This window comes from Tepidanaerobacter acetatoxydans Re1, assembly GCF_000328765.2.
Taxonomy (GTDB): Bacteria; Bacillota; Thermosediminibacteria; order Thermosediminibacterales; family Tepidanaerobacteraceae; genus Tepidanaerobacter; species Tepidanaerobacter acetatoxydans.
On the sequence record NC_019954.2, the window covers coordinates 2,403,474 to 2,428,634 of the forward strand.

Below are 25,161 nucleotides of genomic sequence, written 5' to 3' on the forward strand. Positions count from 1 at the left end.
AATAAGGATACAATAATATATATCAATTTGTTGCCGATTTCAGATTATCTTTTATTTATATAATTTTTATACCAACATTCTTTTCCTTCCCGTTTTATTTCAATTCTATCATACTCAATTGATTCTCCGACTAAATATCTCCATACTTCAACATCATCAAGTATTCCATCATATCTTCTTATAAAAGTTTCTACTAGACTTTCTCCTTTTTTATTAAAATCATCTTGGAAAACTATAACTTTTCTTTCAGCAATTATTCTAGAAAGATAAAAGACTGCTTCTATTGCAGTTGATATTTTAGCAGAAGGAAAATTATCATCCTTTGTCCAAGTATAACTTTTACATTCCGCCACAATGGAGTTATCCAATGAAACCAAATCAAACTTATGAACTTTATTAACGCCTACAATTAATGGCTTTTCATAGAAACTATCCTTACATTTTTTATTTAAATATAATCCTACTCTATTTTCAAATTTGTCAAAAGGGAGCCTTGAAAAAACACCGTTATTATTTATATTTTGTAGATTCGAGCGATGATTCTGACTGCTTACTGCATTGTTTACCACTTCGTTATTATACGTATGACTAATGCCATTTACTATTTTAATCTTTTTACAGTATGAGCATTCGCCTTTACGGCGGCTTATCATATCTTGCCTAAATAATTTATTACATACAGCATTAATAGTTTGACGTGGTTCTATGCTCAGCAATTTTGATAAACAGTCATCGCAGAAGTATTTATCTTTATAATCTAAATAGTTTTTAATTACTTCACTGTATTTATCCATTCTATTTCTCCTCGTATAATATATTTATCCGATATTATTTGTTCATTAGGTTCTGTTTCAATGCCACCAATCATCATCCATGCACGTGACACTTGTTGCATAATATTATCATTGATATGTCCCATTTTATTCCTAAGACTTTTCTTCTCGATTGTCAACACTTTTTCTAATAATACAACACTATCTACATCCATGCCAGAATGTTCTTTGTCTATTGTAATATGAGTCGGTAATATTGTCTTACTCTTCAATGAAGTGATCGGAGCAACAATTATAGTTGGAGCATATTTAATGGTATTAGAAATCAAACCTATTCTTATATAGGAAAGATAAGAAAAACTAAAATCACAAAAAAGGCTTCCGTTAGAAAAATTCTAACAATCAAGGAAACCTTTTTATCATAAAGTTAGTCTAATACATTAAAAAATTATATGCATTGTACTATCTTTTAACATTTCTAAAAAGATAACATTATCAATAATTTTATCTTGCTCTTCAATTGAATTATCCTGCTTTTTTCTCGTAAATTTTATTCTCCTCGCCTGTCTATTACTTTCCACAAAAGTATTAATGTTATCTTCACTTATATATCCAAACCTTGTCCATTCATAAATCAAAAAGTCATTCGATTTGAAGGTTATAGAAGTGTTCTTTCTATTTTTAAAGTGCTCATCTTTATAAAGCATTTCCTTAGCCTTAGAAACAAATTCATAGGCATCCCTGTCGCTGCTGAAGATAGTTATAGTATCAATGTTTCTGCTATAGTAATAGGAAAGAATATAACTTAAAACAGAAATTGAAATCTCTCCTGCATTCTTCCTTTGAATTCTACCATTTGAAAGTTCCCTATAGTCTAATCCCTCTTTATAAAATATATTTAACCATTCCTCACAGGGATCTAAATCCTCCACTGGCCTATTTCTTAGAATGTTTTTCTTGATAAAACTAACAAGCCTGCTCACATTGTAGCAGCAGTACAGAAACAAATAATATAATTCTGCTTCTTTATAATCCACTAACATTAAATAGTCAACTTCATCTATAATTTGGACCTTCGAATAATGTTTTAAGTCATTTATGTAATTTTCCCTATTCTCACTGTCACATACCTCAACCCATACCCACCCCGGAATAAGAATAATATCATACTGACTAAATATATTTTCAGGGTTAATGCTACCATGTATCCATGTTAAAAATTCAATTGAGTTATTATCCAAAATACAAACTTTAAGAGACTTGCCTGCTGAAAGGTATCTTTTCAAGTAGTTAATATCTTCCCCTTTCATTTGACAAGCCCCTCCATTTCTTTTTTAATTTTATCCTTTAGCGTAAGTAGAAACTCATAATTGTCTTTATGATGGGAAACATCTGGGTTATCTTTCATAACACTTTGTATCTTTTTCTCTAACCCACCTAAATTTACAACACATGAAGGCTTTACTAATTCTGAATCTAATCCCAGATCTATAAATTTTTGTACTAAATCTTCAGGCTTATTATCAAAATGCTCCAGAATTTTTTCTTTTAAATCTAAATCATTGTATTTTGTTGTGGCTTCTTCAAACAGTTCTATTAGCACAGCCTTATATGGTGCCTTATATACATCCATACATTTCATAACTCTATCAATGAAATCTTCATCATCTAATGAATAATAGTACTCATATACATTGCCAAAAATCATTTTTGCAGCAAAATAATCTGCTTTTCTTTCGTTTAGGTCCATATCAATGGCAATATTATGTGTCTCTTCAATTAAATTAAGGTCATAGAGCAAATGGTATATTTCATGCCATGCTACAAAGTATTGATAAACACGGGGCTGGGCAGTATTTATAACTGGTATTTTTATATTTTCCTTTGTAATAATGGCTCCACCCCAATATTTGTCATCAATAGGAATCTGGATTAAATGCTTTTCTTTCAACACCGAAAAAGATAGTTTGTCTTGTCCTGTCACCCCAGACTTATTGTATCTAACTGTAAAATCGTTTGTTAATCTTAGTATATCATCTTTAATCAGTTTGTTTTTTTCAATAACTTGTTCAAGGTTCTTATTCGTTATTAATTCCGACATAATTCCACCTTCTTAATTGTAATACAGTTCATACATATGGACTATATCTTCTAAAATACCAAACATCTCTTGAGCCTTAGGGTTCAGGACATGATTATCGGGTGCATTGTCAGACAGCGCAAAAACAAGTTCCTTTTTCTCCTTGTACCTTGGAACATAATTCATAAGTTGTTCTTCATCCATGTTCTGGCTTTCTAAGATTTTTTGAACATGGGTTTTAAAGGTGGCAAAGCTATCAACTTCTCCTTTAATTAGTTTATCTAAAGTAGGCCTTGAAATGTCCGTAAGCCTTGAAAAAGAAGATTTTGTATATCCATTATCTTTAATGATATTCAATATATTTTCACCAATTAGTTTTCTATTTTCGAACAATAATTCCATAGTCGTTTTTTACACCTCCTACTATATTATATACCAAAAGCCCTTAAAAAGATACAATTTGTAAAAAATATTTTTACAACACATGAGTTTACCTTTTCAGTTGTAAAATTCTTTATTAGAAAAAGCATTACCAGAATCTATTTCCCACTAATGCTTTTTCATATTGGTTAATGGAAAGCGTAATCTTTCATATTATAATCTTTGGTGCAATTCTAAACCCTTTTATCCCCTCAACCCTTTGCCCCTATGAATTCATATAATGGGTCTTTTATCTATTAATTTTTCATCAAATTTTTTCATTATTGTTTCATATTTTTTAAAATCTCTCTCTTCCTCTTCCTTATCTGTACTATAATTGCGTATGTGTATTTCTAAATCAAGAAAACTTATATCATTACGTTCTAACACAACATAATCTCCATAGGTTTCTATATTATCCTTTATTATTTTTTTAATTCTTTCACAATCCTGTCTATCTTTTCTGCAATTCTCCACTATCTTCCATTCATTCTGTTTTATAAACATTTCCTCTTCTTCGTTTGCATAGCCTATATCTTCATCGATGAAATCTAATAAATCTCTACTTCTTTTTCAGTAAGATATAATTTTCTTTTTCTTTCTTTAAGATGAAAACCCCGAGAGGATTTATGTTTTTGTTCAATTTTTTTAATCTATAGTTATCCAAACTTACTATATTATCTATATTGTTTTCCATTTTATATGTTCCCCACCTTTTCCTTTATTTACTTTTAGCATAACACGAAAATTTTCTAGAGTCACCAAAAAATCAGAATAATATAAAGATTATGTTACAATTATATTAAGTTTAAGTTGCAAAAAAATGTTAGCAAATAAATCGCCAACACCCTAATCCTTTATCAATTTAAAATAGCCTTATTGACTTTATAGTTATAAATGTAATCCTTGTATTCCTTTATATCCCTTTTATTCAGCATAGAATATATGCTTTCTATTTGCCGTACAAGGTCCTCATATTTCTTATTGTACATGCCCATTAATTGTAAGTTTAAGTGTACACACTCCCTAAAAACTAAAAATTCTGCTATATTTAGTTCAAGTATAATTTCCTTTCTATCGTACGGTTCAGCCATTAAGATTAACAGTTTAACCATTATCATTTCTGCATGATTTATGTTATCTTGTATTGCAAAATTATCTATAATTCCTTGCTCATAACTTAATGCTTCCAAGTGCCTATTTAACTGCTGGAGCAGCGGAAATAGTAATTCCTTACTAACCTTAATCTCAACATCTTCCTCAATAAACATAGAATAACTTTTTTCTGCTCTAGATAACATATTATAAGCCCTCCCTATATTACAAAATTCCTGTTTCTTGAACTCTATATAATATAAAGAGGGCTACATATTCTTATCAAGTTTTCTAATCAAGCAAATGGAAAGTTTTTTTACATACTCTTTAATTGCCAATAGTTATCTTTACCTCTACTTTTCTGGGTGTTAACCTGGTAATTTCCACTTTTAAATCATCGTCACCCTGAATATACTCGAATATTTCTTCTGAATATTCAGCAGGAACATAGCCAATTTTTTCCCCTTTTAGTGTTTTAACTTCAATAGCGAATTCATCATATAAGTTTTGAGGCTCATGATTTAATAACATTTGTGTATCCTTATTTATAGTCTTGTTACTGTATAAAGCAAAATAATTGTAAAACTGTAATCCTTTTACTTCGCATATAATTTTGCCTATATCTCTTAAAAATGAAGTTCTGTTTCTTAATTTAGTTCTAACTCTTGCAATTTGCCTTATAGAAATATCGTCTATTCCTTTTATATTTTTTTCAAAATAGAAAAAGGAGGTTTCTAAAATCCACTTATCAATTGCCCATTCGGGATCTTTGGATGAGTCCTTTTCATATAGTAGTGCTAATATATTAGCCAATTCTCTGGATTCAATACCTAATGTGCATAATTTAACGGCTTCCGAATTCTGCACACCATATTTTATTTTAGCAGGTAAATCTTTTAGGATAATATCAGCGAACATTAAATCATCTTCGGCTAAAGCATATAAAGAACTAAATGCCCAAGGTAATTTATATAAAAACATATCATTGATATAATTAGCACAAGTCTGGGTTCTGTTTGAGATATTATTATCTTCATAAAATATAGAGTCGCGGATTTTAAGAAAACCATCTCCACTAACCCAACTCATAAAAGCATTATAATGGTCTATATCATAATCAACATTCTTATTACCAACTTTATAGTAATATGGTTTAGGACTAATTTCCTTTAAATCAAGTATTTTTTGAAATATTTCTGGAGTAATAATTGCTTGCAACCGAAAATCAAATTCATTTTCATTTTTTGAAATCTCGTTAATAATTTCTAACAAAATGCGATTAGACCTAAAACTGAGTCCTGTCTTATTAAATTTTTCTAAAGTATTTTTATTTAATTCATCAAGGAAATTATAATATTTTATACATATCTTATTGAACTTATCTAATACTTTATCATCCACTTGTTGGGCAAATAGTGAATTCATTAAAAGTTCATACAAATCATCATAACTATCTATGTAGTTAATATACTCTTCATATAGACTAAAAATAAAAACCTGTAACCTATCAATGAAATCCAATAGGGATTTTTCTACATCCTGTATGGATAATTCTATTACTTCCTCTAATTGGTCGAGAATTGAGTATATGCTATCAAGTTCTCCAATTATGGAACTTGAAACATTAGTTTCCTGAGATTCACAAAATAAAAGCTGTCTGAAGTAACTTTTCTTACTTTCTTCATAATATTCTGGATGAAAAATTAAAAATATCTTCCCTTCTGTATCAATATATGCTCTTCCAGCCCTGCCTACTATATTTTTGAAATCTGCAATAGATAATTTATATTTTCCTTCATACGATGTAAAAGAACCCAAAACAAAATTTTTTATTGGCAAATTAACTCCATCAGATAACGTTGTGGTACATGCTAGAATATCTATTAAATCTGCTTTATAGGCTTTTTCTATCTCTTTTCTTACTTCAATAGGCAAATCTCCATGATGATAGGCAACTCCATATAATATGCTATTGACAAGAGGGTGTTCACTTCCCAGTCGGCTCTCTAAAAATGTTTTTAGATGCTTTATTCTTTCATCATTCTTTAAAGGCAAATATTTATCTGAATACTTAATAAAACGCTCTAGGTCTATTTTTGTAAAAAAGTAAACCAAAACCTTACCGTTATTTAATGTTGTTATGAACTTAAAACAACGGTCGTATTTAGTATCACATTTACTATAATTTTTTATCCAACGACCATTTGTATTTCCCTTTTCAACTATATTTGTAAATACATCTTCGATTACCTTTCCATTTTCTTGATACTTAAAAATTAAATGATAGGGAGTAAACTCTTGCCTTTTTTTCTTGTTAATTCTTACAATTTTAGTTTGTTGGTAATCAGGATTTAAAACTCCATATACTCTTCTACTTGGGGTCCATTCCGACAATACAGGCTTAAACTCATCATTTCCAAGCCAAACATTGACTTCTTCGTTATTACTAACAATAGCCGACATTAGTATAATTTTATAATTATATTGCTGCTGTTTAATCATAAACCATGTTATAAGTGTTTCTAGTAACCAGCCCCTATTGTTATCAGACACTTTATGAAATTCATCAAAAATAATCAAATTTATTCTTTCAATAAATTCTTTATGTCTCCGCATCAGTAAATCCAGTTTTTCAGGTGTTACTACAAGAACATTAGCATGATTTAGTAAATCATTTTCATACTCATTCTCGTCAGTATCAAGAACTGATGTTACATTATATCCAACTTTTCTTAACCTATAAAATAAATTACTTTCAATCTCCGACATAAGTGCTCGTGTTGGGGTTACGTATATACATACTTTATCTTCCTCTAACTGTAGTGACTTTACTATCGCTAATTCTGCAATAAAACTTTTACCTGCACTTGTTGGCATAGAAATAAGTACCCTTTTTATGCTATCACTTAGATAATTAAATCCATTATCATTGTGCCTCAAAGCATCTAACTGAGACCTCCATAATTCGTATACATTTTTACTATCATATTTTGTTAGCACGTTTATATATTCGTTTAAAAAACCTTCCTGGGAAAGTATTGTCCAGACACTTTTACTGTGCATTTTTTGCAATACTTCACTAAATAATGAAATATAGAATAATGTCTCTATATCATCCTGGATAACCAAAAAGTTCTTTAGTTCCTCTATATTCCTAAATACTCTTTTATTATCACCTCCGTCAACGAAGCAACAAGCATTTTGGATTAAAATTCTATTCAAAAATTCCCATATGGTGTTATTCGATAATTTAATGGGTAAACCTAATTTATTCCTATCTTTGTAAATTGTCTTAAGTTCTCTAGTTAAAGTAAAAGAAATATATCTACATGACTCTTTAATATCAACTTCCAAATTAATACGTTTATCATTTTCAATTATAGACTTTAATCTTCTCCCTATGACCGCTGCACTTGCTTCTTTATCTGATAAACTGTATGAAACTGATGAATAAAATAAATACTGATACTTTTTTTCAGGGTCTTCAAATTCTATATCAGCAAGCAATTCAAATATAAGTCCAGCAATATTTAGTCCTTCAACATAAAAGTCTTGAATATATTTTTTCATTTCTTCACTTGTTACATTAGTTAACAATGAAAGTAAATACATTGAAATGCTTTCCATAGAAAATCGGTCAATATTATCTACTTCTTTTCTATTGAGTAAGATTTTTTGTATGTAAAAGTGGAGGTCAAGAATAATTTCCCTAACCTTTTCCACATCTTCCCTATTATCTATAATATCCTTTAAGCAAAGGTATAACTTATTAATATCTATAAGTTTTTCCATATCACTTCCAGCACTCTTTCTTTGATATTTTTGATTCCTTTGATACCTATTAATTTTACTCTCCTACACTCACTACTATCATACAAATGATTTGTACATTTAGTATTAAAGTTTTGAAATACAGTCTGTTGTGGAGAAGAGTTCCTTCCGTAATTAATTACTCCTGCAAATCTTTTCTGTGCTGTAGGATTCTTACCCATAAAGTATATTGGCATCCTGCTAATAAAATTCTTTAAATCTTCAGGTCCACTATGCTTGGTTCTTTCTTTAAAGGCATTTATTTCTTGATGTATTAGGTGTACAGGTCTTTTTATCAAAGAATCAATAATTTTGTCAGGATAACTCCCAATTGTATTATCGGTTGTTTTAACTTCTCCAATAATAAAATAATAATCATCTTCATTTTTCCTTATTTCTACATAGTCCAAACCTGATTGTTTCGAATTTGTTTTTGGGCAACTTGGCTCAATCATTATCTTTTCATCTTCAAGACATTGTTCTCTTACAATATAGAATAATACTTCACCAAAATACCCATTAAATAAATCTCTATCTAAGGATTCAGCACAATTCTTTGTTTCATCATACCTAGACTGACTTACCATTCCATCGAAAAAAATATATTCAGCAAGATACTTCTTTTCTTTTTCCTCCAATTCAACCTCATTATCAATTGCTTGCTGAAACTTATAACATAAATCTTCGCCATTATCCTCCAATATCAATTCACCATTACACCGTAATCTGCAAATCAACTTTGCAAATTCAATCGCAAAACACTGTATATCGTCATCTTCTAGGTTATCCTTCCATAACAGTGTAATTGTCTTACATTTATTATGTTCATAGTATTCACTTATATTAAACCAATTACGTAAATCCAGAAATTGTTTCATACCTTAACCCCACAAAATATATTTATAACCTATATAAATTATAGGACAAACTTCATAACTTTTCCACAAAATTTGTCAACAAAATATGTGTTCTGTGGATAATACTATAAAAACCTACTACTCTTTTGTAACAATTAGAGATAATAAGCCCTTAAAAATTGTCCACAAAACTTTTAGTCTCCTTTTTAACCCTTAAATCAACCTGCCATATTGACTTGAAATCTATATTAGACCTTCTTAAAATCGTGGTAAAGGTTATGGAAAGGAGTTTAGTCATGGATACAAAGGAATATTACTTGGATATTCTATACTAAAAATATAATGACATAAGGGTTTTTAACTTTATGGAATTGTTTATGAAAGATAATTTTTTATAATAAACATGCATTCGCATGAAAGTTGTAAAAACTTATTGAAAAATATGATCATTAAATGTAAAATTAAAATAACGACAAGGTGTCCGGATGCCTTCGGATTCACTGTCCGGATAAGCCGGAATACGCACCTCCTCTTTATTATAAGTTAGTAGCCTAGATATTGAACAATATTTTCCCATATTTTAACAGCAATGCCATACGCATCACCTGCATTATTTTCAGCCATAAAATTCATTGTCATTTTTAATTTTAAATCTTTATTTTTAGTTACTTCACATTCAATCACATTATTAAATGAGTTATCACTATCAATGCTAAGCCACCCATATGACAGATATATATTTTGACTTATACCACCGAGCAAATTCCCCAGCCATATTTTAATCGCATACTTTTCCATACCGTTTATATAGAATCTTATAATAGCCTTTTGATTGTGTATAATATCTTTTTCATAATCAAAATTATTATTTTTTCGTTTAGTCTGCTCCGCAAAGTCAGATAAATGGGATAATATTTCAGCATAACTTTGTTTCATAAATTTATTTTTATCCAAATCCGTTATTTCTTTAAAGTTGGGAATTATACCAATATCTCCATTTTCCACCCCATCATAAATAATTTTCTTTGAATCTAATTTAGGTTTGGCTCCTACTTTTGGTACATCAATTACATCTACCTGATAAATCCTATGCAGTAATTCATCAAACTTAATATCAAATTGCTCATCATGTGAAAAGTCAATAAAATGAAACCCTTCCAGATAAAATGGGACGGCTTTTCTATAGTCTCCCTTATGCCTCATTATTAAGATTATTTTATCTAGATTATCTTTTATATATTGTATTAACAAGTTCGTTTCATAGCCAACTCCACCCTGGAAAGTATCTGCTTTATTAGCATAGTTCTCAGTAAGAATGAGTAAGATATTATCACTATTTTTTATCTTTTCTACCATCATTCTGTTCAAGTTAACAGTCCTACTTTGTGTTTCAAATTTATCAATTGTTGCAGCAACACCATTTTCTCTTAATTTAGCCGCTAAAACTGTTACCCAGTCTTCGTGTTTCTCATTATCCCAACTATAACTGATGAATACTGAAGGATGTTCTTTTGACATTTTTATCGCCTTGTATAATATATTTAGGTTAATAAAGGCAACCTATAATCCTTTTTTAACTGATAAATTATACTTAAAATTGTATAATTAAATTATTAAATGCTCTCTAACCATTTTAATATATACTCAGGGCTTTCCCTTAAAACATACATTCTCTTATAATTCTCTTTATTTTCTAGTATATTTTCTTTTATGAGAACTTTAATAACGCTGTATACAAGCGTCTTTGGAGACTTTTTATAATTTGTTTCTTGAATAATTTTATCATTCAATAGTGAAGATATCGTAGATGTCTTTATATAATCCTTATTATATCTAACAAATTGATCTATGATAGTTCGAACAATTTCTTCAAATATGTGTATTGGAATTATATTGGGATAACTACTGCTTCCATCAGGCCTTGCCGTTTCAATTCTTATGTTTTCATTTTCCTTCTTCCACGTTGTTCTATCTGCTACATCTTTTATGTCTTTTTCATTCTCCTCTTCAATTTCTTCGTTATCTTCTTCCTGGTCATTATCAATTATGTAATCTCCAAATATCTCTTTGTAAGAGCCCTTTAAATTTGCTAGTTCATTCATATGGTTTTTAACTTTTTCAAACATTTGTAATGCATTTTGTATTTCTTCAACTTGACCATTTTTACTGCAATCAGGTATATGCTCTTGCAGGATTTTATTTTTTAGATTTTCTAAACTATCCTCCAATAAGTCGTATGAAGCGCTTATGTCCTCAATTTCCTTTTTAAAAACCGTATTCATGCTTATACCCCCGATATTTTTTTGTAAATATAACTGACCTGCTCACATCTTTAAAGTTCTTTAATATTAAAATGTAATTTTACCTACTATTACTAACTCACCCTAATACCTCAGATAACCTAAATACTTGCCATATTCCTCTAGCCTGTCCCTAATCAACTCATCATTTGGGTCAAGCCTCATTGCATAATTAAAATAAGCCCTTGCCTTTTTAAAATCTTTCTTCTGGTCATATGCATGCCCCAGTTTTTTTACTATATAAAGCATTCCAGGAGTCTTTTTGTTAATTTCCTCTAATATATCTATGGCATTTTCCTGTTCGCTATTTAAACCATAAGCACACGCTAGCCTATATCTGTAATTTAAGTCATCGGGATTTCTTGATACAAGTTTTTCGTAAACTTTGACTGCTTCCTCGTATCTTTTTAGTTCAAAGAATAATTTCCCTTTTAAATATAGAAGATTATCTTCCAATGCCTCTCTTCTTATTTCTTCTACTTTTTCAATATCTATGCTTTTTAACATATCAATGCTATCAAAATATCTTCGCTGCTGAAAATACGTGTAGGCAGTGTGATATAATACATCAGCAGATTTATTTCCATTCTCATATTCCGTTTTTAGCAGTAATTCTGCTTTATCAAATTTTTTATTCTTGTAGCACTGGATTACCTTTTCTATCCAATCAGTGCCCTTATTCCTTACTTCAAAGTTTTCATCGTAAGAAATAATATCGTAGTTCCCATTTTTAAACACTTCTTCAAAATCCCTTTTGATATCTTTTACATTTTGATACCTTTCTTCTGGATTTCTTTTGAGTAACTTCATAATAATTTTTTCAACAGATTCAGGTATATTGTCATTTATTTCTCTTGGTCTAGGATAAGGCATATTATTTATTAATTGATTAGCAGTTTCATGTGGCGTCCTGCCAGTTAAAAACTTATATAAAAGCACTCCCAATCCATAAATATCAGAATTCAGATATCTGCGGTTTGAACCAGCAACTTCAGGAGCCATATATGCCCAAGTTCCCCCACCATCAATTGTTTTTATAAATAAGTCTTCTATCAGTTTACTTGTGCCAAAATCAGTTATTTTAACTGTTGTCCCATTCGTTAAAATATTCTGAGGTTTAATATCTCCGTGGCAGATATTTTTTGAATGAATATATTCTATTCCATCAAGTATCTGAAAAAACATACTATATATTTCTTCAAAAGTTCGAGGACTCATAAATCCCGTTTCACATAATTCATCTGATAGTTTATGCCCATTAAAATATTCCATTTCAATGAGAAAAACTCCATCTACCCGTCCCATCCAGTATATAGTAATTACATTTGGATGATGATTTCCAATGAATTCTTTTCCTTCGGATAAAGTATTATCTCCCCGTTCTTGGTCCTTAGGTATTTTAAGTGCCACAATTTCTTTGCTTTCAAGATTTACAGCCCTCCATACATAACCAAAAGAACCTTCATCAATAAATTCCTTTAGTAAATACTTGTCTCCTATATTCATATCTACCTGTGGGCGAAAATTAACGGCTTTCTTTTTTCTCATTTTATCCAACCTCTACCCATTGATTTAACATAAGATTATCAGCATTACCTGAAGCAACACACCGATATATTAAATACTTAGTTTTTAATGCATTAATTCCTCTTATATAGGAACCATCACTTTTTTTAAATCCATTATCTAATATGGATATATATTCTTCAATCTCTCCCGGATTTTCCCCGGCATAACTCCAATATACAAATAATATGATAGGGATATTCCCGCCTAGTTGATGATAAGCAATAAGCAAGTTTTCTATTTTTTCTTTGACTTTTAAATCTTTTCTTCTATTCTTTTCATATCTTTCAAATTCGCAAATCAATATAGGGTTATTATCTTCTTTTGAATACCAAATAGAATCTGGCCTTACCTCATTAACTTTAACTTCGTAATTGGCTTGGTTTTCTGCAACCATTTGTCCATAATAACCTGTTTGTGAATATGGATATACAGGACATTCTGAAAGGGATGTAATTCCTTCTACATGTCTCCCTATAGCAGTTATGTAATTAAGACCTACAGTATGAACAGTTTCTGAATAATCCCTTATCCCAAATTGTGTCATCATGGGGAACATTTCATTTCTAATATTTCCTTCTTTAAATTCTTTTTTTATAAAATCAATAATCTTTTGCCTATTCATTGAATGAGCCCCATTCCTTAATAACTTCAGGAGATTCTCCACCATGTATAAGCGCTTTTGTTCCTATTTTTACAAGTAGTGGCGCGGGTATTGACCTACCATTTATCAATGCTTCTCCCGTTGATAAAGATGGCAATTCCTCAATATCAGATGTTGAAAACATATCTGATGTTTTTGCAATAAACCTTTGGTCATCTGGATTTTTTAACCTCATTGTAATAATTGTATTACATTGTGATGTAACATCTGGGTCCAGTTTCGATGGCCTTTGGGATATAATTGCAAACCCTGTACCAAACTTTCTTCCTTCTGCAGCAATTTTCTTTATAATTTTTTTAGATATACTCGGTATACCTGCTGGTGCAAAATTATGTCCCTCTTCGTAAACAAGGAAACATGGTCTTATCTGCCTTTTCTTATCTGATGCTGCTCTCATTATCTCACTGGATATCAATGCTGTAATAATTTGCTTTGCATCGTCAGATAAGCCTTGTAAATCTATAATTACAAGCCTTCCAACACTCTTTCCTCTTTCTCCAATCATTTCATAAATATCTGTAGGTTCGCCGATAGCCCTTGTATAAAAACTCTTTGCTTCATTTATTACTCTAGTCAACTTCAGAGAAGCAACTGCTGCACTTCTATTGTTTAATGCTTTTGCTTCTCCTTCAGTCAAGTTATCCCAACTCTTTAATTCTTCTAATCCTCGCTCATCTGAGAGCAAATATGTTAAATCCTGAATATCTCTAGGAGGATTATTGTACTTTGCCTTCCAATATCTTATTGCAACATCTAATACTCTTTCTTGAGCCTCCGTTAACCCAGGAAGAATAGATGACAAATCATCCATATCAAATCTGTCAAATTGCAGAGCCAAATGATGATTCTTTGCACTATATTTATAATCAAAAGAATCAATCTGAGGAGTATATACTTTTATTCCGCCACCAGCATTGAGCATCTTTGATAAATTTTCCTGAATCTTTTGTATACTCTCCTTTTCTTTCTCATCCTCAATATAATCGAAATTGTTATTAAAGTGTATCTCTCCCTTTTCAAATGCTTTCCCGTACTCCCCATGAACATCAAATACTACTACTGTTCCATTCATTTCTGCAACAAGTCTTTCAATAATCCTGCCTACAGTGTATGATTTACCTGAACCAGTCATAGCCAGCACTGCCATATGCTCTGTAACCAGTTTATTTACATCAAGATAAACTGGAACTATATTGCTCCCCTTATCGTATCCAATAAGATTTCCTATATTAAGGCTAGTATTTTCATCAAATTTATAAAATTTTGATAAAAACTCATAATCAACACCATATACCTTTTCCCCTGGGTTAAGAGGTCTCCTTGGTATTTTTATCTGCCCATAATTATCTCTATACCCTACTAATTCTATGGTTCCAAATAGTGTCTCTCCTGTAATTTGCGCACCTGGTAATATTTCAAGGGATGATAACCCCTCACCCATGTTGGAGTTATATAGAATATTGCTTCTGGATATGGAAACAATTCTTCCTAGAACATAGGTATCTCCATCTTCTTCAGTTTCTCTATGTTTAATTTTTACAAACTCACCCCTTTTAGCAGAAAAACTATTTTCAAGGGCAATCTTTAAATCATTAGGATTCCCAGTGTTACCGATAAGTTTGCCTATGTATTTGTCCATAAATAATACTCACCCCTTCCTTTTATTCTTCAAATACATCTAAGTCTTCTTTCCAAATACTTTCTAACTCCTCATTTTTAAGCATCTCTCTTGCTTGTGATTTATAGTATTGTAAGATAACATTTTTCCCGTTATTTGTTGCTTCAACTGGTTTTAAAGCATATTTTGCGTACCATAATGGTAATGGCATTGCTTTTTGCTGGTCAAATGTAATTAATGATATAATCTGTGAAGCCAATTCATCGAGCATTTCTGTTGTCCACACTTCTTTACTGCCTAAAATTTCTACAAGCATTGGAGGAGTAGTGTTTCCAGCCTTAATATGCATTCCTACCATCTCATATTTTCCAACAGATTGAGGTTCCAGCCTATTTCTCTCTTCCTCATTGATTCTGCTAATCTCATATGCTGCTGTTCTCGTTCTCTTAACCAGAATTCCTGTTAAAAGCCTTTTTACACCAACATCCTGTAGTTTCGGTATTATGCCATTCATATTCTTAATAATATTCCTGTCGATATCATCAACAACATATTTCACTTTGTCTTGTGTTAGAGCAAATATTACTGCACCAAATCGTTTGTTACCAACTGACGCTATTTTAATGCCATTATCATCAAATGGATATATTTTTTCTTTATACTTAACCCAAAATTCTTCTATTGTATCAACACACTGTTTATAGACTTTTTCAAGGTCTTTTCTACCTGATATAGGTACGTCCTGTTGCTCTAACAATATTGGTACATCCACCAAAACAAGTTCGGGTTTTTCATCGTCCTCCATTAAATCTCCAAGCAATTTATATACATTAATGATATCTATAAACTTTAATTTTTTCTGGTTATCTAAATCATCTATTTCGTCTACATCTACTATACTTTCCTGCCTTGTTTTATAGATAGAACCATCATCGATGAGAACATCCTGTCGTACTGCCCCAGCAACATATAAAATTCCACCAAATGCATTAGAAGTCCTGTTAGTTGCCGAAATTCCTGAAGCATTAATGGTAAGAGGATTAATTAGTTCTATGTTTCTAATCACTCCACTTTCTTTTAACGTGGGGGCTATTTTATCTATAAACCGCATTTTTGATGACAACTTGGAAACTGTGGCCGGTAGTCCCAACTGAATATTAGCAACTATACTTTGGGATATAGGGGTACCGCTTTCTTTAAATCCATCCATCTTCTTTTTCACCTCTCTTTTTTACAACCTGAATAAAAGGTTTTAACTTCTTTTCCTTCACTATGTCCATACCCTTATTCGTTAATCCATCGACATTTATATACTGATGAGCCACTAAATCTTTATACATTCCCATAGCAGTTTCCTCATCAACTGTGACTCCAAAGTATTTCTTAATTTTTTTAGACATTTGATTAACCAAATCCACTTGGGCACCTAATAAAATAATTAAATAAATATGTATATCGTTTAAAGCAAAATTTTTTATCTCCACTGTAGATTCTTGTGCTGAAACGTCAACCTGAAACAAGGAATCAAATAAATTTTTTAATTTATACTCAAACTGGATTAGCCTATAGTCTAATAACGGTAGAGTAACTACCGTTATTAGACCTGTTCCTGTATTTCTTCTATAGTTAACACTAAAAATCTTTCCATCCTGCTGAAATATAATATCTTTTACTGTGGCTTCGATTTTATAATCTACTGGGATTTTATCAAAACTGCTATCTGTTTTAGTAATTAATATATCTATTGATGAATCGAAAAAATTTTTTAAGTTCATTTCAATCCATGTAGGTATCAGTATTAACTGATTGCTGCTGTCTTTCAGCCAGATATTTAGTAAATTCAATTGTTCCTTATCTATCCTATTTAAAAGAATACCAGGTAAAACTAGAACTCCTTTTTGAAGTGCATCTAGGTTTGCTATTTGACAGTTATAGAAACCTTTAAGCATTCTATATTCTGTTCTGTTTTTATATTCATCTAATATTTGAACAAACATCACAGCACCTCAACCTTTGTCCGAATCAGTTTCACTAATTCCAGTTCCCTCTTTTCTTCAGGGTAATCATCCCATGTAATATCACCATCTTTTTCAACCACCTGTTTAAAGAAACCAAAAGTAGTCTTTTTAATTGATGATGAATTTTTAAAGAAAGATTCTCCTTCATTGGTAAAGGCATTCATTTTATCCTGTATTGCTATCTTGGTAGCCTCATATGTTGACTCTTCCGGATACTCCTCCATATTTATTTGGGCAGATATAGGATTCTTTCCTTGTACTTTTCGTACCTTGTCCAAAGTTTTTATAAGTAGTATGTCATAAAATTCATTCTTTCTTGTCCTTGCCAAGTTCATAACGTTTGTTCTATAACCCTCAATGAGCCCCACATACTGCTGCATATCTTCAACACTCTTTTTAAGAAGTGCTAAAAAGTCATCAGGCTTACTCAGCATAACAGGTTCGTTATCTTCAATTTCCTGTTCAAGTCCGCCATTTACAAATAGTTCTATTTCCCTAATGCAGTTGCTTAAATTTCTTACTTCAGAGTGGTTTTTTAATTTTTCTGGGGCATCCGAGAAATAATCAACCCATCTTTTACTTTCAGGTAATTTCTTATAACAGTCTATAATTGAGGTAAAGTTCTTATAGATTGTCCTGTACTCACCTATTATCCCTTTATCATTTGCCCACTTTAACTCATTATTTTCGATGACTTCCAAGCCACAGGCATCAAGAATATCTTCAATTCGTTTATATGCCCCACTAAAATCCCCATCCATTAACTTATATGCCAGAGTATTTATATAGGAAACCATAGTACCTGTACCTGCTATGGTCATCTTTTGATAATCCGTAGAATTTTCCAACTCATTGCAATATTTTTGCAATATATTCGTTATTGGAGAAATAGGAAGCATGAATTCTTCATATATACAATTATTTTTAATTTCTTCTATCTTCTTCATAATGCTCTTTACGGCTGGGTCTTTCAAATTATTAATATAGTCTATAAACAATCTTATATGCCTTACCCTAAACCATAAAGGCTTATCCTTATCATCAATTTTAATATCCTTTATGATATTTGGGTTATAGGTTTTGATGTTATTCCATCCATCACTGTCATATACTTGATAGCAAACACCTAAAAATTCCTCAACCTTAGAAATGACCTCTCTGAAGTTTTCCATGTTCTTATCATCTTTTTCTGATAACTTATCAGCATTAATGCTATCCTTAATTTTTTCAGCATCTTGAAGTTGCACTTTATAGTAGGGCACTTGATTCTTTTCAAGAACATCCAAATAAGGACCGTTTATAACCTTCTTCATACTGCTAATTTCCTTTTTGCAGTCATCTTCAAGCCACTTTTTAACCACAGAATACTTTCCATTCAACTCATAGTTGGATATTCTCTCTATAAAGCCTTCCCTAGTCTTTAACAGAAGGTTTAAACCCATCATGAACTCTATCCATTGTTCTACAATACGTTTTGGCTTTACCTCATGTATAAGGCTAAAGAAGAACTTATTACCATAGTCAGCCAAAGATTGGTTGTGGTTCCCATTAAACTTCAGTATCCTATTCATGCAAGAAGGTATATTTATACTATATTTGTTTTCATCCTCTTTGATGAACAATCCTGTCTCTTTATACCCTTGGCCTTCATTCATTCTTCCTATAGTAGTTGATTTTAAAACAATCTTTAACTCCGTATATTCTGCATCTGATAGTCTCACATCTTTCTTACTGCCAAGTTCCTCAAAATCAAGGTCATATATAAGCATTTTTTTAAAAGCATTAGAAAGAACTGCTAGTTGTTTTTCATCATGTTTCTTATAGATAATAGGCCTTAAAATCCAGCCTTCTTCATCTAATTTTTCAAACCATTCTCCCGCTTTTAGATTAAAATGGTCTCTAATCTTTCGAATTCTATCCCTAAAGGTAGATGTGATAACATTTCTATTTTCCCTTATATCCAATATATCCTTATCTAAGGACATAACTTCTAAAATATCCTTTTGGAGTCTGGTTATATTAACAAATATCAAGCACTTTCCTATACCTTCATACTTTTCCTTAACAAATTTATCAGTATACTCTGTACTTATTACCGAATCAGAAATCACAATTACAGGATGAACCCCGTCTTTTAAGAGCCTATTATCAAGCAATACTCCTTTTAGTTTTTCTTCATCCTTACCCCATATAATATCTACTATTTTATCTCCGTGGACATCCAGATAAGGACCCCCTTCTACCTTAGTCCTGACGCATTCAACACCATTAATAGTATAAAAACTCTCTTCAGGATAATTTATCTCTAAAGCCCTGCATGCCCCTGAAAGAACCCTTTTCACTTCTTCTTTTCTATTTTTACTTCTTTCTTTTATTAACTCTTCAATCTCTTTGTTCTTTTCCGTATCAGGAACAAATCCAAAGTCATCTTTTTCTACCCTATATCTTTTATCAAGTCGGCTTAAATAGGCAAAATTGGGACCAATATATTCTGCTTCTTTTACATCTTCTTTTTCTAATTTTTCAATTATATAACTATATATATATCTTGCTGCTTCTTCAATATCTTCTTTTGGATATAACATCCTTACCTGGTCTAAAAATGTTTCTTCTTCTTTACCTACAATGTACTCATTTTCTTTTACATTAAGAGAAAAAGTTTTCAGACTTCTAAAAAGTATACCTAGGTCAAAACTGCTGCCAAAGTTATTGATAAAATTATCCCCCAATTCTCTTTTGTAGCCCTGTGAATTAAGGTAAACGGCCAAATCATCTTTTTCTAATTTTACACGGTAAAACTCTTTAAATAACTTCTCCCCATCTTCTGCCTTGGCATCCATCATGGCTATAATTTCTTCATCTGAATAATTGGATTTTTTCTGAGGAATTTGACCTAGAAGAGCATGTTTAACCGTCTGTCTAAACCTATCATCACACCTAATATAATCAAAGGCTGGTTTATCAATTAAACTTTCCTTAAAGCGATTGCTGGAGTTTAGTATATTTTCAAAGATGTGCCCTGTATCTTTCCTAATAGTATTATCCTCCATCTTTTGGTCTACGTTGTGCATGATAACATTAAACCAGCCAAAATTACCTCCTGCTATAGTATAGGCTGCTTCCACCAACCCCTTTGGATATTCTGGTATCATACCTTTTTTGTTTAGAAAATATATAAAATCTGATATGTCTGCAAAGGAGTTCTGAAGCATTTCATACATTTCCGTCCTTCTATCTAGTGCACCTATTCCTTGGATACTTCCTCCAATGGCTGTAGAGCACAACAAAAGGAAAGAAACCTCTGGATATTTTTTTCTTGGGTCTTCATGTTTTATTGCACTGGTAATTACCTGAATTGCTTCCCCATCAACTTTGTTTACGAGTTCCTTATCTTTTTCAATTCCATACTTTGCGATTTCTCCTGCTGTTTCCATTTCATCGCAAATAATCATAAAATGCTCAATATCAAACTGTTTGACATACTCCATTCCTTTTCGGGTTAACTCATCCAGCCTTTCTTTACTTATTACCAATTCATCTGTATTTACGTTATTTAATTGCAGCAAATCTCCTAAGGTATTTCTATCAAAACCCATAGGAATTAGGGCATCTTGGATAGATTCCATAATCTTTCCTTGGATACTTCCATCGGATTCTCTACTTAAATAAGATAAGGCTGTATAAATACCATAAGCCACCCAGTTATCCCCTAGCAAATCAGGGTGACACATTTGAGAATACCTTATGTATAACGGAAGAACCTTATCTTCGAAGTTAGGCTTAAAAATCCTTACTTCCTTTTGTTCTCCATCTTCATTAATAATCCAGCCCTTATCCATCCCAAGAGGTTCTGAGATAAGTTCAAACCCAATTCGGGATTTACCTACACCCCACTTTGAAATCAATGGGAATATGGTCGCCATCCCTGCATTTTTCATGGTTTTTGTAAAGCCTTTAAAAATATCATAAAACTCTTTTTGTCCAACCATTGGCTGGTTTAATGGAAAATCGCTAGTGCCAAAGGGTGCCCATATAGACATACCCATACCTCCTAACCTATAATTTCTAATTTTATTAATTGATAATCTCTTTTACCTAAAAGTCCCCTGCCATGCCTTGGCTGTCCTTGCTCATGATTCTTAATCCTAAACCTTCCCTGGTTTATTCCCGTAATAAAATAATGGTCAATCCACTGTTCTTCTGTCATATTGCTTTGGCTATCGATACTAGTTTTAAGCATGGAGCCTACAATTCCTATTGGGAAAAATCCTCTTGCATCAGAATATTCTTTTATTAATTGTTCTAATATTTCTAATTCATCTGCATTCGCCCCATTTACTAGACTTTCATATACACTTTGACCTGCGTCGTTTTTTTATTTTCTGCTTATCTAATATGTACTTTCCATCTTCATATTCAATAATCCAGCCCAAATAATCAAATAACAGCATTGGTATTTTTAAATATGTACTCATGGAGCCTAATGAAGGATAATCCTTGTTAATTCCTCTAAACATTATTTCTTCTGGTTCATCTATGTTAAGTTCCTTTCCCCAAAAATCCCCTAATATTTTTAAAGTGTTTTCACTCATTAAATCATTTATATTTATTTCTTCTGGTTTATTGCTAAATACATAATATTCCTTGTTGTTAAAGATTATATAAGCCTTAGCGAAGTTTTTCATATATCCTTTTTCAAAAAGAAGTTGTCCTCCATTTAACATTGCAAAAGCAATAGTTCTAACCCTTATAGAATACTTTAATAATTGACTTGCCAATACCTTTTCCCATCCCGCATTTTGTTTGTACCGCTCTACCAGTTCAATAGCACCCTCTGTAAGTTCGTATCCATATTCATTCTCTTTAATGAAATTACATCCAACGATAGTTACAGAGTCTTTTGTCTTTTCAACCCCAAATAGGCCATATACCTCATCAGCATTTACAATCCTTCCGCCCTCATCAACCTTGTAATCTAAATAGTCTCTGGCTATATCTTTTTTGCTGGTGCAAGGTATTTTTTCTGGTAAGGATTTTAAAATTTCCGCCCATCTTTCTATGTTAGATGGTTTTACCCAGAATCTATCAGTACCTATTTTAATAATCATAATGTATTCCTCAACTTTTCTATGTAATCTTTAAGGATGTTTTTAAACTTTCTGGAACGGTTTTTAATAATAATATCCTTGGAGTATATCAGGTCTTTAAACTTTTCATTAAGGACATATTCTCCATCTTTAAAATCTATTTTTTGTTCGTCCATCATATCAAAAATCACCTTGTCTACTTCTGGAGCCTTGTCGGGAAATAAGTATATGTCATTCTCTAAACAAAACTCATATACAAAATCATTGAGCATTCCTACCCTAACCTCTCTCCCTTTTGTATTGAAAATGTATAAGTCTAAGGCTTGTACTGCATAGTAATTGTTGTGGTCTGTAGGTCTTATGGCTAAACCTTCAAAGCCAGCCGTCTGGTATTCCAGGGCTACCATAGTCAACAAGGTTAAAAAGGTTTTCCACGGGTAAGAAAGAACTTCTCTCACTGGTTCCTCCACTGAAAAATCCCTATATTCGTAAGGGGTAAATGTATATTTATTTTTATCTAACTTTGCAAGAGTTATTGATGAAGTTACCTTTCTGCCTTTTGTCCATATTTCATTAGGATTCTTTCCCATGTAATCCGAATCTACATCTTCTATATTCTCTACTAACTGCATGGTCTTAAGTTTGTTAAGTATTGAGGGATATTGTGGATAACCATTAAATATAGCCTGATAAAATCCCTTTACCTCTCCTGTTTCATCTATAGTCTCATCTTTTATCTTTAATATTGTTTCGACAAATTCAGGGATACTGTCTATAAACTCATATAGGGCTTTACTGTCCCCCCTCCGACCTATAATACATGCCTCTGCGTAAACCTTTTGCAACAGTTTATGTAATAATGGAGGATAGAAACAGAGAAGAGAGGATATAAAGTCTTCTCTGTTTACCTTTCCACTAAATTTAATCCATTTTTTCGTAATAACCATCCTATCCTCTATAAGCCTAATAAAATTTTGGTCTATAAGGTATTGCAAATCTATATTGTTTTTTATTTCTCCATAATCGTATAGGAAGTTTAAACTTTTAACCAACTCGTTTATGTTTACCAATAAATATCACCCTCTTTCATCTCCATGATCATTTATATTCCTGGAATTAAGTCCTTAATTTCCTTTGCTGCTCTTAATATTTTTGCAGTGGATGAGTTTTCCGCTAAATACTCTATTCCTTTTAAGGTTATTTTCATATTATCTAAAAAAGCCATAATAGGTGCTCTATTATTTCCATCTCTAATAAAATTAACTCCCTTGATAAGGCCAGCATCTTGCATCATTTCTAGTATATAATTTCTTCTTTCTTCACTTATTCCAAGTGATTCTGGACTTAAATCCGTAAAATCTGGATTGTTTTCATCGAGTGTCTCATCCAACTTTTGAAGTATTTTATATACTACATCTTGAGTTTTCAACTTATCTCCCCCTAATTTGCAACCTTTTATTTTTTCATGCTAAAGTTGCCTTCTATCAAATCTTCTACATCTTGCTTGGCTTCTTTTATCAATTGTTTCGATAAAAACATATTATCTATTGCTTTTATTACTATTATGTTTATTTCTCGCTTTAACTTATTATCTATAACAGGTATAAAAATGTCGCCTATGTGCTCTAACGATAAGTGCCTATTTGTTGCACCAGTTATCCCCTTTAAAATACTTATTTGTCCAATAATCGATTTTAAATATAGCAGTACATATGCTGCATCATTTTTATCTTTCAATCTTACAAAGGCTGTATCAGACGATAAAGTTGCTTTACTACACTTGTTATTATAAAACAATGATACTTTTCCTATTGTTGCTCCTGTAATTGCAAAAATTAAATCATATTGTTCTAACTGGCTTGATTTTTTTTCTGAATATGTTTTTTTATCTACCATTTCCACACTATCAAAATTAATAAGCAAATCATCTAAATCTGAAATTCTAATATAAGGAATTGATTTTTTATCTAAACTTGTATAACTAAATCCCTTGCCGACACTTGCAACCTCACTAATTTTTTTTAATTTTAGCCCCTTTTTATTCATTTCGGCATTAATGAAATTAGTTTCATTAATATAATATTGACTATCAATTCTTGCCTCAATTAACTCTCCACACATCCAATTATACATTTTAGGTGCATATTTAACTCTCTCATTAAAATAACTTAAGTTCAATTCAGTATTTAATATCTCTTCAGCCTCTTTTTTCAACCTTTTCGCTTCTTCTCTCAACTCTTCTGCTTTCCTAACCTTATCTCCTATGTATCTTTGGATTTCAGGAGGTGGGATGGGAAGTAGAATATCTCTTATTCTGCCCATATTAACCGTTGGTTGTGCAGACATAGTTTTTTCCCTATCTAAAGATGACTGTCCATATCTGCAATTTAAAAAAGTAGATACATAATGAACATCTATTAATTTTGTACTTCTTAACCTGCAAATATTAGGTCCTAAATGTAATTCAATATTCTGCGGAGCAGTGCAAGCCCTTCTATACTGTCCAGTATAAGATAATAAAATATCATTTGGATATATTTTTGACCTTTCAAGAGAATTATGAATTTCAAATGGTATTTTTATAATATTATCAAAATTAATTTGATTTTCCATAACATTTTGGCTAGTCAAGGCAATGACCGTACCACTTTTTAAATTTTCTTCAGTAAAATAGTCAGTGTATTCAAATCCAGATAATTTGCTAACATCAAAATAATTAGATACTCTTTTAATCTTGCTAAATTTTTTGATTTTCTGGTAATCTTTTATACTACTACTTCTATAATACATGCTGTCAATTCTGTCATTAATTGCAACCCCATTAGTCCAAACACAACTTGGTATACTACTAACTATATTATATTCATTCACAA

22 protein-coding genes are annotated in these 25,161 nt (G+C 31.3%); all 22 read right to left on the bottom strand.

Features of this window, described 5'->3' with window-relative positions; genetic code table 11:
• Positions 1-44: 44 nt before the first annotated feature.
• Positions 45-794, bottom strand: coding sequence for a hypothetical protein (locus TEPIRE1_RS11460; protein ID WP_013779334.1), 750 nt, complete (start codon positions 792-794; stop codon positions 45-47).
• Positions 773-1,102, bottom strand: a complete 330-nt coding sequence (locus tag TEPIRE1_RS11465; RefSeq protein WP_013779335.1) for a type II toxin-antitoxin system PemK/MazF family toxin — start codon at positions 1,100-1,102, stop codon at positions 773-775. The genes TEPIRE1_RS11460 and TEPIRE1_RS11465 overlap by 22 nt, the downstream gene beginning before the upstream one ends.
• A gap of 111 nt (positions 1,103-1,213) precedes the next feature.
• Positions 1,214-2,083 (bottom strand): hypothetical protein, encoded by an 870-nt coding sequence (locus tag TEPIRE1_RS11470; protein ID WP_013779336.1) that lies wholly within the window; start codon positions 2,081-2,083, stop codon positions 1,214-1,216.
• A complete protein-coding gene (locus TEPIRE1_RS11475) occupies positions 2,080-2,874 on the bottom strand; it encodes an ImmA/IrrE family metallo-endopeptidase (RefSeq protein ID WP_013779337.1) in 795 nt (264 codons plus the stop codon). Before TEPIRE1_RS11475 ends, TEPIRE1_RS11470 begins: the two co-directional genes overlap by 4 nt.
• Positions 2,875-2,886: 12 nt before the next feature.
• Entirely contained in the window at positions 2,887-3,255 is a 369-nt protein-coding gene (locus TEPIRE1_RS11480; RefSeq protein ID WP_013779338.1) for a helix-turn-helix domain-containing protein, read from the bottom strand.
• Between the two features lie 252 nt (positions 3,256-3,507).
• Positions 3,508-3,780, bottom strand: coding sequence for a hypothetical protein (locus TEPIRE1_RS11485; RefSeq protein WP_015295848.1), 273 nt, complete (start codon positions 3,778-3,780; stop codon positions 3,508-3,510).
• 353 nt (positions 3,781-4,133) lie between these two features.
• Positions 4,134-4,574 carry a hypothetical protein gene (locus TEPIRE1_RS11490; protein ID WP_013779341.1) on the bottom strand — a complete coding sequence of 147 codons (441 nt, stop codon included), beginning with the start codon at positions 4,572-4,574 and terminating at the stop codon, positions 4,134-4,136.
• Between the two features lie 121 nt (positions 4,575-4,695).
• The gene (locus TEPIRE1_RS11495; RefSeq protein WP_013779342.1) at positions 4,696-8,160 is read right to left on the bottom strand and encodes a DEAD/DEAH box helicase; all 3,465 of its coding nucleotides are present in this window, start codon (positions 8,158-8,160) and stop codon (positions 4,696-4,698) included.
• Positions 8,145-9,056, bottom strand: coding sequence for a Hachiman antiphage defense system protein HamA (locus tag TEPIRE1_RS11500; RefSeq protein WP_013779343.1), 912 nt, complete (start codon positions 9,054-9,056; stop codon positions 8,145-8,147). The genes TEPIRE1_RS11495 and TEPIRE1_RS11500 overlap by 16 nt, the downstream gene beginning before the upstream one ends.
• Before the next feature lie 522 nt (positions 9,057-9,578).
• Positions 9,579-10,553: a toll/interleukin-1 receptor domain-containing protein gene (locus tag TEPIRE1_RS11505; protein ID WP_013779344.1), complete on the bottom strand. Its 975-nt coding sequence runs from the start codon at positions 10,551-10,553 to the stop codon at positions 9,579-9,581.
• Positions 10,554-10,648: 95 nt separating this feature from the next.
• Complete coding sequence (locus TEPIRE1_RS11510; RefSeq protein WP_013779345.1) at positions 10,649-11,317, bottom strand: hypothetical protein; 669 nt, start codon at positions 11,315-11,317, stop codon at positions 10,649-10,651.
• Positions 11,318-11,419: 102 nt separating this feature from the next.
• Positions 11,420-12,883, bottom strand: coding sequence for a serine/threonine-protein kinase (locus TEPIRE1_RS11515; protein WP_013779346.1), 1,464 nt, complete (start codon positions 12,881-12,883; stop codon positions 11,420-11,422).
• Between the two features lies 1 nt (position 12,884).
• Entirely contained in the window at positions 12,885-13,526 is a 642-nt protein-coding gene (locus tag TEPIRE1_RS11520) for a hypothetical protein (protein WP_013779347.1), read from the bottom strand.
• On the bottom strand, positions 13,519-15,204 hold the full coding sequence (locus TEPIRE1_RS11525) for a helicase HerA domain-containing protein (RefSeq protein ID WP_013779348.1): 1,686 nt from the start codon (positions 15,202-15,204) through the stop codon (positions 13,519-13,521). Before TEPIRE1_RS11525 ends, TEPIRE1_RS11520 begins: the two co-directional genes overlap by 8 nt.
• A gap of 22 nt (positions 15,205-15,226) precedes the next feature.
• On the bottom strand, positions 15,227-16,393 hold the full coding sequence (locus TEPIRE1_RS11530; RefSeq protein ID WP_013779349.1) for a hypothetical protein: 1,167 nt from the start codon (positions 16,391-16,393) through the stop codon (positions 15,227-15,229).
• The gene (locus TEPIRE1_RS11535; protein ID WP_013779350.1) at positions 16,380-17,180 is read right to left on the bottom strand and encodes a hypothetical protein; all 801 of its coding nucleotides are present in this window, start codon (positions 17,178-17,180) and stop codon (positions 16,380-16,382) included. The genes TEPIRE1_RS11530 and TEPIRE1_RS11535 overlap by 14 nt, the downstream gene beginning before the upstream one ends.
• A complete protein-coding gene (locus TEPIRE1_RS11540; protein ID WP_013779351.1) occupies positions 17,180-21,241 on the bottom strand; it encodes a hypothetical protein in 4,062 nt (1,353 codons plus the stop codon). The genes TEPIRE1_RS11535 and TEPIRE1_RS11540 overlap by 1 nt, the downstream gene beginning before the upstream one ends.
• A gap of 11 nt (positions 21,242-21,252) precedes the next feature.
• Positions 21,253-21,441, bottom strand: coding sequence for a hypothetical protein (locus tag TEPIRE1_RS13935; RefSeq protein WP_015295859.1), 189 nt, complete (start codon positions 21,439-21,441; stop codon positions 21,253-21,255).
• Between the two features lie 106 nt (positions 21,442-21,547).
• On the bottom strand, positions 21,548-22,309 hold the full coding sequence (locus TEPIRE1_RS11545; RefSeq protein WP_015295860.1) for a hypothetical protein: 762 nt from the start codon (positions 22,307-22,309) through the stop codon (positions 21,548-21,550).
• Positions 22,306-23,340, bottom strand: coding sequence for a hypothetical protein (locus TEPIRE1_RS11550; protein ID WP_231848293.1), 1,035 nt, complete (start codon positions 23,338-23,340; stop codon positions 22,306-22,308). Before TEPIRE1_RS11550 ends, TEPIRE1_RS11545 begins: the two co-directional genes overlap by 4 nt.
• 50 nt (positions 23,341-23,390) lie before the next feature.
• Positions 23,391-23,717, bottom strand: a complete 327-nt coding sequence (locus TEPIRE1_RS11555; RefSeq protein ID WP_013779354.1) for a YjcQ family protein — start codon at positions 23,715-23,717, stop codon at positions 23,391-23,393.
• A gap of 26 nt (positions 23,718-23,743) precedes the next feature.
• Positions 23,744-25,159, bottom strand: coding sequence for a restriction endonuclease subunit S domain-containing protein (locus tag TEPIRE1_RS11560; RefSeq protein ID WP_013779355.1), 1,416 nt, complete (start codon positions 25,157-25,159; stop codon positions 23,744-23,746).
• Positions 25,160-25,161: the final 2 nt, after the last annotated feature.

What these genes read in the sequence shown, in the direction of transcription:
- TEPIRE1_RS11470 (WP_013779336.1), bottom strand. Translation starts at nt 2,083, where the DNA reads ATGAAAGGGGAAGATATTAACTACTTGAAAAGATACCTTTCAGCAGGC.
- TEPIRE1_RS11495 (WP_013779342.1), bottom strand. Translation starts at nt 8,160, where the DNA reads ATGGAAAAACTTATAGATATTAATAAGTTATACCTTTGCTTAAAGGAT.
- TEPIRE1_RS11490 (WP_013779341.1), bottom strand. Translation starts at nt 4,574, where the DNA reads ATGTTATCTAGAGCAGAAAAAAGTTATTCTATGTTTATTGAGGAAGAT.
- TEPIRE1_RS11535 (WP_013779350.1), bottom strand. Translation starts at nt 17,180, where the DNA reads ATGTTTGTTCAAATATTAGATGAATATAAAAACAGAACAGAATATAGA.
- TEPIRE1_RS11515 (WP_013779346.1), bottom strand. Translation starts at nt 12,883, where the DNA reads ATGAGAAAAAAGAAAGCCGTTAATTTTCGCCCACAGGTAGATATGAAT.
- TEPIRE1_RS11485 (WP_015295848.1), bottom strand. Translation starts at nt 3,780, where the DNA reads ATGTTTATAAAACAGAATGAATGGAAGATAGTGGAGAATTGCAGAAAA.
- TEPIRE1_RS11520 (WP_013779347.1), bottom strand. Translation starts at nt 13,526, where the DNA reads ATGAATAGGCAAAAGATTATTGATTTTATAAAAAAAGAATTTAAAGAA.
- TEPIRE1_RS11540 (WP_013779351.1), bottom strand. Translation starts at nt 21,241, where the DNA reads ATGTCTATATGGGCACCCTTTGGCACTAGCGATTTTCCATTAAACCAG.
- TEPIRE1_RS11480 (WP_013779338.1), bottom strand. Translation starts at nt 3,255, where the DNA reads ATGGAATTATTGTTCGAAAATAGAAAACTAATTGGTGAAAATATATTG.
- TEPIRE1_RS13935 (WP_015295859.1), bottom strand. Translation starts at nt 21,441, where the DNA reads ATGCTTAAAACTAGTATCGATAGCCAAAGCAATATGACAGAAGAACAG.
- TEPIRE1_RS11545 (WP_015295860.1), bottom strand. Translation starts at nt 22,309, where the DNA reads ATGATTATTAAAATAGGTACTGATAGATTCTGGGTAAAACCATCTAAC.
- TEPIRE1_RS11505 (WP_013779344.1), bottom strand. Translation starts at nt 10,553, where the DNA reads ATGTCAAAAGAACATCCTTCAGTATTCATCAGTTATAGTTGGGATAAT.
- TEPIRE1_RS11525 (WP_013779348.1), bottom strand. Translation starts at nt 15,204, where the DNA reads ATGGACAAATACATAGGCAAACTTATCGGTAACACTGGGAATCCTAAT.
- TEPIRE1_RS11530 (WP_013779349.1), bottom strand. Translation starts at nt 16,393, where the DNA reads ATGGATGGATTTAAAGAAAGCGGTACCCCTATATCCCAAAGTATAGTT.
- TEPIRE1_RS11500 (WP_013779343.1), bottom strand. Translation starts at nt 9,056, where the DNA reads ATGAAACAATTTCTGGATTTACGTAATTGGTTTAATATAAGTGAATAC.
- TEPIRE1_RS11510 (WP_013779345.1), bottom strand. Translation starts at nt 11,317, where the DNA reads ATGAATACGGTTTTTAAAAAGGAAATTGAGGACATAAGCGCTTCATAC.
- TEPIRE1_RS11460 (WP_013779334.1), bottom strand. Translation starts at nt 794, where the DNA reads ATGGATAAATACAGTGAAGTAATTAAAAACTATTTAGATTATAAAGAT.
- TEPIRE1_RS11475 (WP_013779337.1), bottom strand. Translation starts at nt 2,874, where the DNA reads ATGTCGGAATTAATAACGAATAAGAACCTTGAACAAGTTATTGAAAAA.